The organism is Parasutterella sp. St.1A3 (assembly GCF_059728705.1).
This window is the reverse complement of record NZ_BAAGFK010000001.1, coordinates 1,592,835-1,610,223: the sequence shown is the minus strand read 5'-3', so window position 1 is coordinate 1,610,223 and position 17,389 is coordinate 1,592,835. Positions and strand designations below refer to the sequence as shown.

Genomic DNA, 17,389 nt, shown 5'->3' with positions numbered 1-17,389 from the left:
TCGCTGGGTACAAAAATGTCAAATGTAGGGGTTAACCTGAAAGAGTTAAGGAATCTGAGTCTGGAAGGGGCTTTGTTCCTATTTTTTAGTTTCTTTGTTTTCTTTCAATGCATCTCTATCGCTGTCGCTAATACATTTTTAGGTCTATCTGTTTTTGTTGCTATATTAATTGTTATAAAAAATTTTAAGACTCCTTCTAATTCAGAACTATTTAAAAACATTTTTGATTCGCGATATTGGCTAGGCCTTTTTTCTGTATTTTGGCTATCAATGTTTTTGTCAGGCTTTTTTTCGTATGAATCAATAGAGGGCTTGAAGAAAGCATTTAATTGGTATGTATACAGAACCGCCCCGTTTTTTATCATTTTATTTTTTTTTAGAGATAGTAGAAAGAGTACTTTTTTCATTTGGCTGGCACTTATTTCTTGTGTTCTTGACATTATCGTCGGTTTATTTCTTGCCCCTGAGGGTTCTACACGATTAAAAGGCATTTTCGGACATCCAATGACACTTGCAGGATTCATAAGTATAAGTATGCCGATACTTTGTTCTTATTTATTTGATTGGAAACAAAAAAAATCGGCTTTACTGCTGAGTTCTGTCCTGTTTTTCATATTCCTAATGGGATTACTTTTAAATGGCACTAGAGGGGCTTGGCTTGCTGTTGCACCAGCTATCTTGCTTGTTGGTTTTTGTTTCTCGATCAAATCTTGGAAGAAACTTGTTTTTTTATCATTTATTTGTGCCTCGACAATAGTTATTTTTTGTTCGAACCAACGTTTTGAAGAAAGGGCGCTTTCAATAGCAAGTACTACCCTTCAATCTAACACGGAACGGCTGTGTATGTGGCAAAGTGCATGGAATATGTTTAAGGATAATCCTATAGTTGGTGTAGGCGTAGGTCAATACGCTCATAAGTATCAAAATGAATACATTCTTCCTCAAGCTAAGGAGAGAAAGCAGAACCATGCACACAGTAATATATTTCAAATGCTAGGACAAAGTGGTGCCGTTGGTTTGTTTGGTTTTCTCACACTTTTTCTGGGAATTTTCTGGTTTGGGTTTAAGACTGTCAGAAAAGATGAAAGTCCGTATGGAATCATGATTCTTGCTTGTTCTTTAAGCTTTTTTATTCAAGGACTGACAGAATTTAATTTTGGAAATTCTGCGGTTTTGAAATATTACTTGGTTGTACTGGGCTGTTTTGTAATTTTAAGTTCTCAAAAAGAGATGCTTAATTTGTGTGTATTTCCAAGACGTTAGGTTGTATCAGGACTAAAAATGACATTAACGATCGGTATTACTTGCAATGCCTTAATGAATAGTGGCGGCATGGAAAGATATACACTAGATCTTATAAACGGGTTTGTGAAAAAAGGAATCAAAGTCGTCATCTTTACTAAGAAAGCTGATTTCAATTTACCCGAAAGTCAAATGGGGAAAGTCATCGTAATTCCTTGTAAATTTATTCCGCAGAAATTGAGAGATAGATATTTTTCTTGGCGAGTGAGGAATCTAAGAAACATATATCCTGTTGATATTATGATAGGCTGTTGCAGATCGGAGCCGACAGACATATATATTTGTGGGGGGACTCATCCAGGCTTTCTAAGAGAGACAAAAAAAACGCTTAGCTATGGTGATAGACTGACCAACGCATTCGAAAAAAGGGTATATGAAAATACTCGAGCAGTTATCGCTCACTCTGAATTGGTAAAAAAAGAAGTAGAAGAGTTTTATCCTTTTTGCAGAAACAAACAAACCCTTCTTTATCCACCGGTTAACCTTGAAAAATTTAAGATACGAACTAAAAATCTCGCTAAAGACATAAGAAAAGAATATGGCTTACCTAAAGATAGACTTTTATATCTTTTTGTTTCTTCAAGTCATAAGAGAAAAGGCTTTACTTTGCTCAAGGAGTTTTTTGAAGAAACAAAGCTTCCAGTGAGTCTTTTAGTTTGTGGGCGTCCTTTACCGAAGGAGAATTATAAAAATATTTATTACCTTGGATATGAAAAAAATTTAGAAGATATCTATTTGCAATGTGATTTCTCTATTCTTGCGTCCACCTATGAACCTTTCGGATTAGTTGGAATTGAGAGTTTGGCTATGAATACCCCTTTGGTCATATCAGATAAACTAGGTTGTACGGAAGTCATTTGGAACGACGTAATGGTTAAATTTGATCCACGTTGTACTGCTTCGCTTTCTGCTGCGATTGAGTATTCTATACAACACGCAGAATTGATGAAGAAAAAAGCCTCTCAGGGCTTGAATGTAAAGTTTAAATGTTCCTTAGAATTGGATGATCATGTTTCTGATCTCATAAATATCTGCCGGAAACTTTGTCAGAATAAGGAAAGCTTTGGCTGAAAAAATGCTCTCATATAAGCATGAGAACATGCGGATCTGACATTTGTTACTTCTATTATCATAAAATCGTGAAAGTCGTGTTTTTGTACGAGTGAGTGAGCATACGAAATACTCGGAAAGATAATTTATGTAATTAAGAAGTCTCATGCTTTTCATTGAAGTTCGTAGGACACTCATTGTAATTTTAAGTATTGCTACATTACGGGCAAACACACTAAAAACAACGAATTGAAGCCCATAGACCGTTTGGTTCGGGTGTAAGATGTTATCAAATGTGGAGTCTCATAACAGGTGATATTACTTGAGTAGTAGTTTGACTGTGTGGAAAGCTTACCCAACCCGTCAGCTCTAGACTAATATTCTTATAATTTTTAAGAAAGAGCAGGAGGAAAACGAGAGTTAAAATGCTTACAACGACTAACGAAGAATTCAGAAAAATCAGGGGCAGGGTAATATCAAGCGGTGCAGAAAGAGAATGCGTCAGGCATAAAAGTAAACCTGGCGTGTGTTTAAAGATTAGTCGAAAAGAGAAGGCGAAAGAAACAAGAAGAGAAATTGCTTATTATCGGTTTTTGGAAAAGCATAAGATTTTTTCAAAGTTTATTCCAGTTTTTTATGGAGCTTATGAAACTGAGGATCTTGTGATTATCGAACAAGAGCTCATAGAAGATAATCCTGATTTAGGGGTTTGTGGACGAAGAGTAGAAGAGTTTATAGGGCAAGCTACTGAGGCACAGATTGAACAACTTGAAAATCTTTTTGAATTGTTATACAACGAAATGGTCAAAAAGAATATTGTAATTTCTGATATGCATCCTGGGAACATGATGGTTTACTATGATGCATCTAGTGGGGAGCTTCAACGTTTGGTTGTCGTAGATGGTCTCGGAAGTCCAGAAGCAATACCTCTTCCAAAATATTTTAGTTTTTTTGGAAGAAAAAAAATCGCCCGGCAATGGGAAAAATTTAAGAAGAATTACCAAGCAACATGGAAGAGACAGAGGAGCGGAGTACCTCCTTTGAAATTTTAATTTTTGGATGAAAAATGCTTTGCAAATAAAAAACTTGTTTGTTTTTCAGTAGAGGTTCCATATCATTAAATTATTTATATCATCTGTCAAACGACAAGGTTAGTTGAACATTTCTCAGGGTGTTTACGGAAGAAATAAATTGGCTTTTTCTCAGATCTTCCACTTTAAGAGGCAAGGCTATAAAACGGTATTTCTCACAGGAGCTCCGGAGTCATGGCGTCAGATTGGTGAAACTTTCCATAATTTTGGATTCGATAAGGTAGTCGGCAGCGCAGCCATATCTGAACAATTCCCAAGCGCTGAGCTTAGTCCGTGGGGAATAGGCGATAAATGGATGTTTAAGTATGCCGAAAAAATCCTTGAGGATGCCGAAAAAAACAAACAACCTGTTTTTATTATGATGCTGTCTACGACAAATCGTTCTCCATTTAAGGTTCCTGACAATGAAAAAGTGAAAGAGACGAACTTCAGTATCCTCCAAGATTACATAAAGAAGGATTCTTCTGAAGAACAGAATAATTTGCTTTTGCAGACGTATCAGTACGCAGCCGATAACCTAGGAAAATTCGTCTTAGATTTAGATAGAAACGGTTGGCTGAAAAATACAATCGTAGCTGCTACTGGCGATCATAACGCTCGTCTGAAATATATAGTTGAAGGTAATTGGCATCATGTTTTTGGGGTTCCTATTATCTTCTGGATCCCCGATGACGAAGTTAAACAGTTTGCTGATACGAGTAGAAGGGCTTCTCACAGAGATATTATCCCTTCCTTGCTTTCTATAGCGACGAATGAAAAAATTGATAGGGTCAAAGGAAGAAACCTTTTTGCTAAGGATATTCCGGACGGTGCTGTCTCTTTTATTACTTGGGATAATGCCGGATTTACGATTGGTGACTCGGGGCTCGTTGTCTTAAAATGAGGTGACTCCTACGAGTGCTATGAATGGAAGGAGGATTCTTTGCAAAGATCTGCAGAGTGTAGTAAAGACCAATTGGAGATGGAAAAATTTGCGCGTGCACAGAGATCTCTCAGTGAACTGATTGTTAGAGAAGGTTTGATTAAGAAATGAAAAAAAAATATCAGACAGCTAACTTGCTTTTATCAAATTCGCTTTTTATTGGTATCTCTGCGATTGTTTTAGGCTATTTGTCTATTCATTCATCTGGGTTACTTCCTTCTTGGAATTCATCCCAAATTTTCTTTTTTACGACTTTAACCGGAGGAACTTACTTTTTTTATTCTTTTGTTATTGTGGGGGTTCTTGCCCTACTACTGAAGGGGGTGCGTCTGTCCTCATTCTTTCCGTGGATTGTCGCAGTTTTTGATTTCTTTGTTGTCGCTTTTTTAGTTGCAGATGCATTTGTCTATCCGATGTATAGAACTCATCTGAATTTAGCGATGCTTCAAATGACCTTCTTTGGCGGAGGAAGAATTGTAAGCTTCTCTCTTCCGATGATCGTTGAAATTATTGGTTATCTTGTAGTCATTTCAATAGTCATTGCATTGTTTTTTAAGGCTGCGAGGAGAGTGTCAGGGACCATAATCGTCGGAACTCTTTCTCTTCTTTGTTTAACGGGTTTTATTTGGTCAAATATTCATTACGCCTGGGCATTCGTTCATTTCGATACGAGCGTCACGACAGTTCCCGAGAAAATTCCTTTAGCTCGGCCTCTGAGAATGAACAATGTTTTTATAAAGCTCGGCCTTGTTAATAGAGATGCTATTAATGCAAATTCCCAGAAAATTCAAGCAGACGGTTCTTCGGATATGAAATATCCGCTGGAACCTCTTACATGCCATGGAGGCAAACGCTACAACATATTATTTCTTTTTGTCGACACGCTTCGGTATGACATGCTGACGGCGGATGTTATGCCTAATACCTATGCGTTCTCAAAGAAGAACATTACTTTCACGAATCATTATTCCAACGGCAACAATACACGGCATGGTATTTTCTCTCTATTTACCGGACTGCCCGGAAGCTATTGGAAGAAAGCACTGACCGGGTCAACTCCCGGAATCCTTATCACCGCTCTGCAGGATGCTCATTACAACATCGGAATATTTGCAGGGGCTCCGTTGGATATGCCGGAATTCCATAAAACCATCTTTTCCTCTATTAAGGGTTTGCGCATCGATCCGAGAGGAGACAATTCAGTCGAATCAGATAAGTTTGCCGTAGAGGATTTTGAAAAGTGGCAGCAATCAATCAAGAACGGAGAACCTTTTTTCGGCTTTATCTTCTTAGATTCAGTGCACGCTTATGATTTTCCAAGAGAGCCAAAGTATGAGGTGTTTAAGCCCTATTGGAAGAACGTCAATCATTTAGAACTGTCTAATTCTTTTGATCCCGCACCGTATTTAGCTCGATATAAGAACGCGGTTCGCTATGCGGACGATCAGATTGAAAATGTCTTGAAGTTCCTTGAAGAAAAGAAACTAATGGACAATACTATTGTCGTTATTAGTTCGGATCACGGAGACGAATTTAACGATAACAAACTGAATTATTGGAGCCATGGTGGAAACTTTACGGATCCTCAGGTCAAGGTGCCTTTAGTCATTCATTGGCCGGGGAAAGAAGCCGGAGAGGTAAATTACCTAACATCACATCTTGATTTGGTTCCGACAATTCTTCCGGAGGTTTTGGGCTGTACAAATCCAACAAAAGGCTACTCAGTAGGACAATCAATTTGGGAGCCTGAAAATAGAAGAGATTGGGTATATGTCAGCGGTTACAGCCTTGACGGATTTGTTGAACCCGATCGTATTGTTCTTATTAATCGAGCCGGAATGCTGGAACACTTGGACAAAACCTTCAGACCCGCTCCTGGTAAAGATATACCGAATTACATGTCAGATGTATTGGAGGAACTAAGACGCTATTCCAAGTAGCAGATGCCGGCTTTGAAGTGAATTCCCATGTTGGAAAAGACAGAGAATTACACCTTACTAGAAACGAAGGGAATAGTGAATGGTTAGTTTAAAAACAAGTTGAATTCTCTCAACCATTCGAACGGTGTTCTCAAGTGTTCGAACGCCCCCTCTCATAATAGTAGCTAGCTAATTGTTCTGCCAGTTGAGTACGGTGTTCTCACTGGTTCGAACGCTTAGCATGTTTCAGTTTTTTCCGTTGGATTGTAGTCTGATGTCCTTAAATTTTTTAGGGACAATTTATGGAACAATCTTCAATGGAAAAGATCAAGAAAATTGCAGCTCTGCTGAACTTGAATCAACCGTATTCGAAAATTGCAGCTTCCGTCAGCGTATCGAAGTCAACTGTCTCAAAATACGCAAACCAGATCAAAGCATCCGGCTTGACGTACACGGAGATCGAAAAGACTGATTCAGCCGTATTGGAAGAGCTGCTGTGTTCTCACATTGACGCAAAGTACCGAGAAATCGATACAGATCAAGTCATAACTCAGCTTGCAAACGTCAAGTATGCAACCAGACAGCTTCTTTACGAAGCATACAAGGCATCTGACCCTAGCAGCGCCTGCTCGTATCCGACGTTCTGCCGTCAAATAGATAAGGCAATGAAAGCTAAAGCTCCGAAGGAGGTTTATACCAACTTGGAGCGAGTACCCGGCGGCTCGATGGAAATCGATTTTGCCGGCGAGCTTATCAATTGGGTCGACAAGCATGGGAAAAGCCGCAAATCCAAACTGTTTGTTGCCACAATGACATTTAGTCAGAAGATGTTTGCCTGCGCTTTTGACGATGAAAAACAGCACTCCTGGATGCAAGGGATTGTCAAAGCCTTGGAGTTCTTCGGCGGCATTCCAAAGACGCTTATAGTCGACAACGCCAGGAGCCTTGTCATGTCGCATAAGCAAAGCAGAATCGATTACTCTCCAATCCTGACCAATCTGTGCGAATACTACCGGATCAACACCTTTGCTTGTCGGCCGCGAAGTCCAAAGGGCAAGAACCGCGTAGAAAACAGCGTTTTACACTTCTATCGGCATGTGATAGCGCCTCTGTCGATGCAGGGTCCGATAAGAGCGTTTGATCTGTCTGATCTGAACGAGCAGATTCTTGAGAAGGTACGTCAGTTCAACGAGCGTCCGTTCACAAAGAATCGCCAAAGCAGTCGCGAAATTGAATTTGCGGCGCACGAGAAAAAAGCGCTGGCAAGTCTTCCCATCCTTGCCTTTGAAGTCGGCAGCTGGAAGTACTTAAAGGTTGACAAAGGGCACTGTATCAGGCTCACTGAGGACTGTGGTCATCGTTACAGCGTTCCTGCCAGCCACGTAGGTAAAAGAGTCTCCGTGCTGAAGACAGCCGAAAATGTCTTCATTTACGACATTGAGACCGCCGTCTGCATTGGCAAGCACAAGAGATTGCTTGAAGCTTCAGGCCAGAAGACGCACATTCTGCCTGAGCATCTGACGGCAAAGGAAAAGCACCAACGGCTCAGTAAGGATGAATGGGCACAAGAGCTGATCGACTGCGGCTACAACGAAAGTACGGTTGTAAACGTCTTGGAGATCAAGTGGGAATCCGATCAAATGAACGCCCGCAGATTCTGCTCCTGCCTAAGGCGGCTTGCAAAAATAGGATCGATCCGGCTCGCCAATGAAGCCCTCGGCGTTGCGCTCGAACAAAAGTTCCTGAGCTACAGCTTTATCGAGAACTTTGTGAATATGCGAAAGAAAGAGCTGCTTATGGGCTTAGATAATTCCGACAAAGACCAGGACTATAGGACTGTTGAACATGAAAACATCAGAAATAACTACTCATGATAAAAAAATTCTGCGTCTCAGCGAGTTGTGCAAGAGGCTGAAAATGCGTGCCGCTTATGAGCGCTTCAGTGCGATTCTTACTGACCCTGACGCCTGTCAAATGCCTTTGCTTGACTGCGTCATCGAAGGGCTGGAATATGAGGTTGAAAAGCGAGACTCGAATGCACTAAACCGTCGTCTTAAAGAAGCAAAAATCTGCTTGCCAAACGCTCGTCCTGACACAATCGACTTCAGCATTGAAAGAGGATTAGATAGAAATCAGGCAGAGGCGCTCCTCACGATGCAGTGGATGGAAAGGCACCAAAACATCATTATTACCGGAGCTGCCGGATGCGGTAAAACCTTCCTTGCGTGCGCCTTAACTAATCAGGCCTGCATGAAAGGGAAAACAGCAAGGGTAGTCAGAATACCCCTGCTGCTTAACCAAATGTCTGCGTCACATCAGATCGTCGAAACATACTTCAAAAAACTCAAGGAGTATAAAAATGTTGATCTGCTAGTCCTCGATGACTGGGGCATCGGACAGTTAGACGCCAGATCCAGAGAGGATCTGCTGGAAATAATAAACGAAAGATACATGTACGCAAGTACTATCGTCACAAGCGTACTGCCGGTCAGTAAATGGGCTGAATATATCAACGACCCGACTTACTCCGACGCAATCCTGGACAGACTCGTCAGTGTCTCCCACAGAATCGAAATGTACGGTGCCTCAGTCAGGCAAATGGAACAATATGGAGGCGTGCAGAAATCCTAAAGGTCAATAGAAGAAGTTAATTGCAGGGCCAAACGCGTTTTAACGCTTGTCGCCGCCTGTTTTTAAGGCCGTTAAGCAGTGTGCTTAACGGCCTTTGTACAGCATATTAAAGAAGAACGGCGTCAAGCCACTTTCGCGGCATAATGCTGTAACCTCGCTGGCGCTCCGTTACAACTTATCCCACGTTGGCTTGACACCGTACGTGCTCGCAAAATCACTGCAAACAACTATAAAAATAGCTATCACAAAATCTTGTAAACTACAGGTCGGCCCAACGGTTAAAACTGAGCGTTCGAACCTGTGAGAATTTGATTTACCTATCAACGTTGACGCATCAGCCGACACTGAAAATTAGCTCCGTTCGAACGCTGAGAATCGTCGTTCGAACCATTGAGAATACCGTTCGAATCGTTGAGAGAAATCAACAAGTTGTTGATTTATTATGATGTGTCCCGTGAGTCGGTATTATTGGGTTATCGGGAAGCTTTTAAAAATCTCGAAAGACTGCGTGACAGCCAGAATGTCCTTATTCATTTAAGGCCCTGAGGTAACCGGAAGATTTTAGAAAAGTTATTGAACAATGTTGTAGAGGCTGAGTGCGGGGCGCCCTCTATTGAACTTTTAATACTGAGAAATATATGGTTTGGCAGACTAAAGTCAAAAAAGCTTGTTTATTTTTTTTGATAGGGCTTGTAATCCTGTCTTTGTACCGTTTTGTTTTCTTTATTTTTTATTCCTCAGGTAATCCGAATATCACCTTAATGGATTTCCTTCCTGCGGTTTGGACGGGAATAAGAGTTGATGCTAAATGGCTTGGCTTAGCCCTAATCCCAGCTTGGTTGGCACTTATCCTTTCCTGTTGGATCAGATCCTTCTACATCATTTCATGCATACTTGCCGGCATCGGATATTTCCTGTTGATTCTTCTGGACGCCGGGAATTTTGGTTTTTACGGATTCTATAAGACTCCGATCAGCGCTCTGGTTTACGGATTGCTTCAAGATGATACTAAGGCGATTATCGAAACGATATGGGAAGATTGGCCTGTAGTTAGTTATTTAATCGTTATATTGGTTTCCGTGGCGATTCCCTTCTTGTGCTGCCGCATGGTTAAAAGTCCGAAAACCTGTCCACCAATGGGTAGGGGCAAGGCATTTGTTTTAGGCTTGTGTATTACTCTTGTATTTGCAATTATTGTTCGGGGATCTTTGACGAAGTTTCCTTTACGCCAAGAGGACTTTTCTGTAAGCAAAATAAGCCTGATTAATTCCTGCGTACCCAATGGAGCTGCGGCATTATATGAAGCAACAAAAGCTTGGAAAAATACACAGATCGCAGGCGATCCAAATCAGGCTCTGCATAAGTTTGGTTATACCTCAAGAGAGGAAGCGGAGAAGAAGCTGACACCCGCATCAAAAGAACCAGTCGCCCCTTCTGATAAGCCTAATGTTGTTTTTGCTGTTATGGAATCGATGAGCGCAGACATCTTTCTTTCTCATAATCCGTCGAAAGGCAACAATACACTAGGAAGTTTGGAAGAAGCATTATCGTCTGCAGTGGTATTTAAGAAGGCCGTCAGTATCATGAACGGGACCTTCCCTTCTTTAGAAGGACTTATTTTTGACACACCTATCACGCCTATTTCACAAGGTATTTACGGAAGAAACAAATTAACGTTTTCTCAGATTTTTGACTTCAAGAAGGCGGGGTATAAGACAATATTTCTTACAGGTTCTCCAGAGTCATGGCGACAAATTAACGAAACCTTTAGAAATTTCGGATTCGATGAAGTCATAGGAAGTGCAGCTATATCCGATAAGTTTCCTGAGGCCGAACTTGGCCCTTGGGGAATTGGGGATAAGTGGATGTTCAAGTATGCTGAGGATATTCTCGATAAAGCGGAAAAAGACAAACAGCCTGTATTCATTATGATGTTGTCTACCACTAATCACCCGCCTTTTAAAGTTCCTGATAATGAAACAGTGCAGGGGACCAATTCCAGTGCTTTGCCGAATTACATTAAGAGAGATTCCTCTGAAGAACAAAACAATTTGCTTTTGCAGACGTATCAGTATGCGGCTGACAACTTAGGAAAATTTGTCTTGAATTTAGACAAAAACGGCTGGCTGAAAAATACAGTTGTCGCAGCTACGGGTGATCATAATGCTCGTTTGAAATATATTGTAGAAGGTAACTGGCACCATGTTTATGGAGTTCCGATTATCTTCTGGATTCCTAATGCGGGAACAAGACAGCTTGCGAACACGGATAAATGGGCTTCGCATAGAGACATAATTCCAACGCTTCTTTCTGCGGCTACGGGTGCAAAATCGGGGATCAGTAAGGGAAGAAATCTTTTTGCAAAAGAGAAAATACCTGATGGCGCAGTTTCCTTCATATCCTGGGATAACAATGGATTTACGATAGGAGATGCCGGTCTCGTGACCTTAAAAGGCGGCAATTCTTACGATTGCTACAAATGGCATGGGGATACTTTACAAAGGTCTGACTCCTGCACTAATGAACAGCTTGAGATGGGCGAGATTGCACGTGCTCAGAGAGCGCTTAGTGAACTGATCGTAAGAGAAGGTTTAATAGCGAAATGAGAAATGGACAATGATTTTGAGTCGGTTGTCATCGGCGATATATGTATGACAGAAACCCCAAAGGGAGAGGTTTTTACACTAAATCTCTGACAGCTAATTGTTTGGGGATAAGTTGTTAACAAAGATGGTTTGGATGCATAGTCTCGCAGGGATTCATATACAATCTGAGCAAGACTAATCATTGCCCTTTCAAGAGTTGAGGTGCGAGAGTTGGAGGACTGAAATTTCTAATGCCGACAAATTAGGTAATGGCGGCTTAATCGGGCTTTATTTGCTCGGCGCTGTTGCAATAGGTTTAATTTTTTCCTCCTGCTGTCTCGGTTTAGTCAGAGGCCTGCAGATCTCTGTCTTTTTTCTGCCGTTTGTCTTTCTCACTGCTCTTTTAAGAAGAAAGGTCCATCGCATACTCAGTTTTATTGCTGCAGTCGTTCTGTCGTTTATTGTTTTTTCTTATTGCGGATTGCAGGGATATTTCTACGAGAACTATGATGCAAGTCTTACTTCGAGGTTCATCGTGGAGTCCATCTCAAACACGAATCAAAAAGAAGCATCAGACTACATTCAAACGAGTCTGCAGGATATTGTTCTTTGGACTTGTCTTGCCATTTTTGCGTACGCTGTTTATGTATACGCTTTGGTTAAATTGCTTGCTGCAAAGCCTGTCGTTTCCAAAATATTAGACGGAGTCGCGTTTCTTCTTCTGCTTCTTTTCTGCTTCTCCTTTTACCAGGATGCATGGCGCAACAGGTTTCCAATCTGCGTGTATATGGACTTGTATCACCAGTTAAGCATTCAAAAAGATTTCTGGGCAAATATTGAAAAGGAAAACGAAAAGTACCTTAACACCGCAGAAAAATACATTACCCAAGCCGGAGATAAGCCGCAGACGATTGTCTTAGTAATAGGCGAAAGCATGAACCGCGAAGACATGAGTTTGTACGGCTACTCCAGAAAGACAACGCCTCGTTTAGAGGAGATTGATAAAAACGAGAGAAATTTCCTCAAAGCAAAAATCGCGTACTCCACTCGATTCAGTACGGTAGCGGCATTTAATACGATGCTTGAGTTCGATCCTGCGCCTTTGCCTGAACACGGTCATGCCCTGGCTTTTTTTAAGAAAGCCGGATTTCATATTGTATGGATCAGTAATCAGGAGGATACGGCGATACATGCGGAATATCAGACTTTTTCCGATGAGAGCGTCAGTTTGAACAGAAAAGGCGGCCGCTCAAGCGCTTCTATGGATGAAAAAGTGCTTCCGGAATTGGCGTCAGCACTGGAAAAAGCACATGGAAAAACACTCATTATTGTGCATTTAATCGGACTTCATCCTCATTTTTCTCTGAGATATCCACATGATCTCAAACCTAATTGGGACGAAAATGATGAAGTGAAACAGATGTTGAAGGATAACGGTCAAAGCTTGAGGAATCAGCTCCTGAAAAGTCAATATGATCTGGCAATGCTGTATCAGGATAGGATCCTCGCGAAGACTTTTGAAATTACAAAAGAGCACTCAGCCGGACAGCCTGTTTCCTGGGTTTACTTATCCGACCATGGCGCAGAGACAGGCCGTCGTGATGATTTGATGGGGCATTCCTCAACAACGTTAGGCGGATATACAATACCGTTTCTCTTTTGGACAAATCGACCGGATGTGAAGCTGATCGCTGAGGATTTGGAAAAGAGGCCGTTCAGGGGCGACTGGCTTTCATATATGCTGCTCGATATCGCAGGAATACAATGTAAATTTCCGTATGCAGAAAAATCTTGGCTGAACGAGAATTACTTGTGGACTGAACCAAAGGAAATTACAGAATTAAAAAAACACGAAAAGAATCAGGAAATTTATTAATCCTCTTTCTTTAAGGAGGTTAGGTACTCTTTGAGCTCCGAACGCCAGTCCGGCATAGGAGATAAACCGTACCGTCGAAGAGCGTTCTTAGACAGACAAGAACTGTTTGGCCTGGGCGCCGGCCTCGGAAACTGCTCAGAGCTGCACGGAACGACCTTTTGCGAAATATTTGCAAGTCTAAAAATTTCTTCAGCAAATTCATATCGAGTTGCCGAACCTTCGCTCGTGACATGAATAGTTCCTTTAATTTCCGGCCGCTGTAATATTTCTCGGATTTTTTCTGCAACGCTGACAGCGCTTGTGGGATTTCCGCGCTGATCGGAAACAACTTTGAGTTCAGGAACTCCTTTCCGAGAAAGTGAAAGCATGGAATCAACAAAGTTTTTTCCGCCGCGGCCGTACAGCCACGCCGTGCGAATAATAACGTGCTTGGGATTTAACGCCCGAATGAACTCCTCTCCGATAAATTTTGAACGTCCGTATACGGAATCTCCGCCGTTTGCCGCATCTTCTTCTCCATACGGTTCGGACTGTTTCCCGTCAAAGACATAATCCGTTGAGATGGAAATGAGTCTTGCTTTAACGAGACGGCTGACGGCTGCAGCGTATCCGCATCCTACGGCGTTGACGAGGTATGCTTGTCTTTTATCCGTTTCGCAGGCGTCGACATCGGTCATGGCAGCACAATGGAGAATGACATCCGGCTTAACTTTAGAGGCGAACTTTTTAAAGTCCTCTAAGTTTGTGACATCGAGCTCGTCTCTGCCGGCTAAAACCGGTCTTTCGTTTTTTAAAGCTTGAGCAAGCGCTTGTCCAAGAAGTCCTTTGGCGCCGGTAATCAGAATTTTCATAGTGATTTAAGGGCTTCACTGAATCTCGGAGCTGCGGCATCCTTCTTGCTGAGAAGGGGAGAATCGCAAATAGGCCAGCTGATCGACAGAGTCGGGTCATTCCAGCAGATGCTGCCTTCGTCTTCAGGATGGTAAAAATCCGTGCACTTATAGATAATGTGCGCAGAAGGAGAGAGCGTTAAAAATCCATGCGCAAATCCGGGCGGAATCCACAGCTGATTGCATCGCTTCTCAGATAACCGAAAAGAACACCAGGAACCAAACGTCGGAGAATCTCTGCGAATGTCTACGACGACATCAAATACTTCGCCGGTGACCGCGTAAATCAGCTTACCTTGCGGAAACTTTTTTTGAAAATGCAGTCCTCTCAGTGTTCCTTTGACTGAAAACGAGTGATTGTCCTGAACGAATCTTTCGGGAAGCCCAAGCGAGCAATAGTGCTCCGACTGCCAGGTTTCAACAAAAAAGCCTCGTTCGTCCGAAAATACCTTCGGCCTTATTTCCAATACTCCGGAAAGGTCTGAAGCAATGACGTTCATTTCTCATCCTCAAAGCGAGGTTCGGCGTAATTCAGTTCATACCAATCTTTGTATGAACGGCTTTGAATGGTCTCAAGCCAGCCGTCATTGGCGAGATACCAGCTGATGGTGTCGTGAAGACCGGAAGCCAAGGAATGCGTCGGTTTCCAACCAAAGTCACGACGGATTTTTTCCGCATTTATCGCATAACGAAAATCATGTCCCGGACGGTCTTTAACGAAAGCAATTTGATCGCTGTAAGACTTTCCGTCTGCTCTTGGCTTGATTTCATCAAGCATACCTGTCACTGCGTACGCTATGTCCAGATTGCTTTTTTCGCAATTGCCGCCGATATTGTAGGTTTCTCCGGGACGAGAACGGGTCAGAACCGTGTCAATCGCCTGACAGTGGTCTTCAACGTAGAGCCAGTCCCGAATATTGGCTCCGTTTCCATAAATGGGCAGCCGTTTTCCCTGCAGTGCATTGATGATTAGCAGCGGTATGAATTTCTCAGGATACTGGCGCGGTCCGTAATTATTCGAGCAGTTTGTGATTAAAGTCGGCAGGCCATATGTTTCATGGAAAGAACGAACATAAAAATCTGCGGCGGCTTTTGAAGCGGAATAAGGACTTCTCGGGCGATATGGACTTTCCTCAGAAAAAGCCGCTTCATCATCAGAGAGCGAGCCAAATACTTCGTCCGTGGAAATGTGCAGGAAACGAAACGATTCCCGCTGTGCTTTTGACAAATTCTTCCACCAGTTTAGTGTTTCGATCAAAAGCGACGCTGTTCCGTACGCATTGGTTTTAAAAAAGGGTGTCGGATCGACTATAGAGCGGTCTACATGCGTTTCAGCGGCGAAATTGACAACTGCGTCCGGACGAAATTCCTGAAGCAGTCCGGAAACCAGAACTCGATCGCCGATATCGCCGTGCGCAAAATAATAATTTGGAGAGCAGGCGGCCGAATATAAATTTTCAGGATTTCCAGCGTAGGAAAGAACATCAAGGTTAAGAACGGTTCTTCCAAGACTGAGCTGCTGAAGGATAAAAGTAGAGCCGATGAAGCCGCAGCCGCCGGTGACAAGAATTCTCATGACTGGTTAATATGCCCCGTTTTTAGAACTGAGAAGAACCCTTATTGTCTTAACAATAAGACTGATGTCAAGCCAAATGTTCCAGTTGCGTACATACCATGCATCAAGCCGGACCCGTCTATCGTAAGAGGTGTCGCTTCTGCCGCTTGTCTGCCATAGACCTGTCATTCCGGGACGAACCATCTTGTAGTCAGAGAAGAACTCACCATACTTTGGAATTTCGGAGTCAACAATCGGTCTTGGTCCCACCAGACTCATTTGCCCGATAATGACATTAAAGAGCTGCGGTAGCTCATCCAGAGAAGTTCTGCGCAGAAACGCGCCGATTTTTGTAACACGCGGGTCATGTTTGAGTTTCTGTGTTTCAGCCCATTCTTTTGCCGCTTTAGGATTGGCTGCCAGATATTGTTTTAACTGCTCATCCGCATTCTGTACCATTGAACGGAACTTGTAGCAGTTAAAGTGCTTCCCGTTTTTTCCGACACGGCGATGAGCATATATCGCAGGCCCGGGACTTGTGCAGACAATAATGAGCGCTATTGCCGCTAAGAAAGGCGAGATCAATAAAGTGCCGAAAAGCGCCGCTAAGAAGTCAAATGCCCGTTTAAAAACCTGGTTGTACCATCTCGAGAGGTTGTTCTTTACCGAAATAACAACCATGTTCTCCGAGTAGAGTCGATGGATCTCCATGTTGGAAACAGGCATGTCCTCAGTACTGGGAACAAACGAGATGTTTTTTACGTAGGGGAAGAGACTGTCCATTAAACTGTGCAGCCTCTGCGATTTCATGTTGGGGGCAAGCACGAGGACATTCTGGACTTTCGTTTTCCTAACGATCTCCTGGGCCTCGGCAAGAGGTCCGAGGAGCGGAAACTTTCCTTCAAGCGCTTTACCTTTTGGACTGTCATCGATAATTCCGACAACCTTAATTCCGAAGAAAGAGTTGCTCGCCGTATAGTTTAAGAGTCTGCGTGCTGTTTGATCCGAACCGATGAGGATGGTCGGCTCCAAAAGCAGATCCCATCGATTGCAGATAAAACGCCAAACCAAGCGGGCAAAGCAGACAAAAATGAAAACAAAAATGCCTAAGAAGGTAATAAAGAGTCGGGAAATAACCGGCGCTTTGCCGGCGAGGAATAAAACCACAATCGAAGCGATAATGGCGTAGAGCACAGAATAAAAAGTTCTGCGTACCATTTCTCCGATGGAAAGCAGCCGAATATAAGTACGTCCCCAGTGAAGGAAGACGAGAAATACCAGAGGAATAAGGACGTAAAAATCCAGATCTTCAATGTCAAAGGCGTCATATTCACGATCAAGAAGCACTAAAACGCATTCACGGAATAAAACGGCAAAAGCTTCCGCCGCAATAATGGAGACATAATCCAAGCACAGCAGAAAAATCGGCTGCAGCGTAGAGCTGAACCGGTCTGAAAATGAGATCTTTACTGGCTTCATCGGTATGCTTGGTAGAGATATTGTCCTGAATTCTACTCTCAGCATCTTCGGACTGTGAATGGTACAGCAATTTGGGATCTGCTATTAAT

The 17,389-nt window shown here is 42.5% G+C and carries 13 protein-coding genes; 9 read left to right on the top strand and 4 right to left on the bottom strand.

Features of this window, described 5'->3' with window-relative positions; genetic code table 11:
• Positions 1-15: 15 nt before the first annotated feature.
• The 9 genes from AC6I1F_RS07500 (at position 16) to AC6I1F_RS07460 (ending at position 13,376) form a co-directional block, all read left to right on the top strand.
• Complete coding sequence (locus AC6I1F_RS07500; RefSeq protein ID WP_290432578.1) at positions 16-1,263, top strand: O-antigen ligase family protein; 1,248 nt, start codon at positions 16-18, stop codon at positions 1,261-1,263.
• Between the two features lie 18 nt (positions 1,264-1,281).
• The gene (locus tag AC6I1F_RS07495; protein ID WP_290432579.1) at positions 1,282-2,373 is read left to right on the top strand and encodes a glycosyltransferase family 4 protein; all 1,092 of its coding nucleotides are present in this window, start codon (positions 1,282-1,284) and stop codon (positions 2,371-2,373) included.
• A gap of 404 nt (positions 2,374-2,777) precedes the next feature.
• A complete protein-coding gene (locus AC6I1F_RS07490) occupies positions 2,778-3,404 on the top strand; it encodes a YrbL family protein (RefSeq protein ID WP_290432580.1) in 627 nt (208 codons plus the stop codon).
• Positions 3,405-3,543: 139 nt separating this feature from the next.
• Complete coding sequence (locus AC6I1F_RS07485) at positions 3,544-4,326, top strand: LTA synthase family protein (protein WP_290432581.1); 783 nt, start codon at positions 3,544-3,546, stop codon at positions 4,324-4,326.
• Between the two features lie 146 nt (positions 4,327-4,472).
• Positions 4,473-6,305 (top strand): sulfatase-like hydrolase/transferase, encoded by a 1,833-nt coding sequence (locus AC6I1F_RS07480; RefSeq protein ID WP_290432582.1) that lies wholly within the window; start codon positions 4,473-4,475, stop codon positions 6,303-6,305.
• 281 nt (positions 6,306-6,586) lie between these two features.
• Positions 6,587-8,158, top strand: a complete 1,572-nt coding sequence (istA, locus tag AC6I1F_RS07475; protein WP_497801711.1) for an IS21 family transposase — start codon at positions 6,587-6,589, stop codon at positions 8,156-8,158.
• Positions 8,130-8,915: an IS21-like element helper ATPase IstB gene (gene istB / locus AC6I1F_RS07470; RefSeq protein ID WP_281523620.1), complete on the top strand. Its 786-nt coding sequence runs from the start codon at positions 8,130-8,132 to the stop codon at positions 8,913-8,915. The genes istA and istB overlap by 29 nt, the downstream gene beginning before the upstream one ends.
• A gap of 638 nt (positions 8,916-9,553) precedes the next feature.
• Positions 9,554-11,521, top strand: a complete 1,968-nt coding sequence (locus AC6I1F_RS07465) for an LTA synthase family protein (RefSeq protein WP_290448907.1) — start codon at positions 9,554-9,556, stop codon at positions 11,519-11,521.
• Between the two features lie 514 nt (positions 11,522-12,035).
• Positions 12,036-13,376 carry a phosphoethanolamine transferase gene (locus AC6I1F_RS07460; RefSeq protein ID WP_497801710.1) on the top strand — a complete coding sequence of 447 codons (1,341 nt, stop codon included), beginning with the start codon at positions 12,036-12,038 and terminating at the stop codon, positions 13,374-13,376.
• Here AC6I1F_RS07460 and rfbD read toward each other — a convergent pair.
• From rfbD to wbaP, 4 genes are read right to left on the bottom strand one after another with little or no spacing between them, the layout of a single operon-like run.
• Positions 13,373-14,227 (bottom strand): dTDP-4-dehydrorhamnose reductase, encoded by an 855-nt coding sequence (gene rfbD / locus AC6I1F_RS07455; RefSeq protein ID WP_290448905.1) that lies wholly within the window; start codon positions 14,225-14,227, stop codon positions 13,373-13,375. The two genes, AC6I1F_RS07460 and rfbD, sit on opposite strands and share 4 nt — an antisense overlap.
• Positions 14,224-14,766: a dTDP-4-dehydrorhamnose 3,5-epimerase gene (gene rfbC / locus AC6I1F_RS07450; protein WP_160334648.1), complete on the bottom strand. Its 543-nt coding sequence runs from the start codon at positions 14,764-14,766 to the stop codon at positions 14,224-14,226. Before rfbC ends, rfbD begins: the two co-directional genes overlap by 4 nt.
• The gene (gene rfbB / locus AC6I1F_RS07445) at positions 14,763-15,842 is read right to left on the bottom strand and encodes a dTDP-glucose 4,6-dehydratase (RefSeq protein ID WP_497801709.1); all 1,080 of its coding nucleotides are present in this window, start codon (positions 15,840-15,842) and stop codon (positions 14,763-14,765) included. Before rfbB ends, rfbC begins: the two co-directional genes overlap by 4 nt.
• Positions 15,843-15,848: 6 nt before the next feature.
• Positions 15,849-17,300: an undecaprenyl-phosphate galactose phosphotransferase WbaP gene (gene wbaP, locus AC6I1F_RS07440; protein ID WP_497801708.1), complete on the bottom strand. Its 1,452-nt coding sequence runs from the start codon at positions 17,298-17,300 to the stop codon at positions 15,849-15,851.
• Positions 17,301-17,389 lie beyond the last annotated feature (89 nt).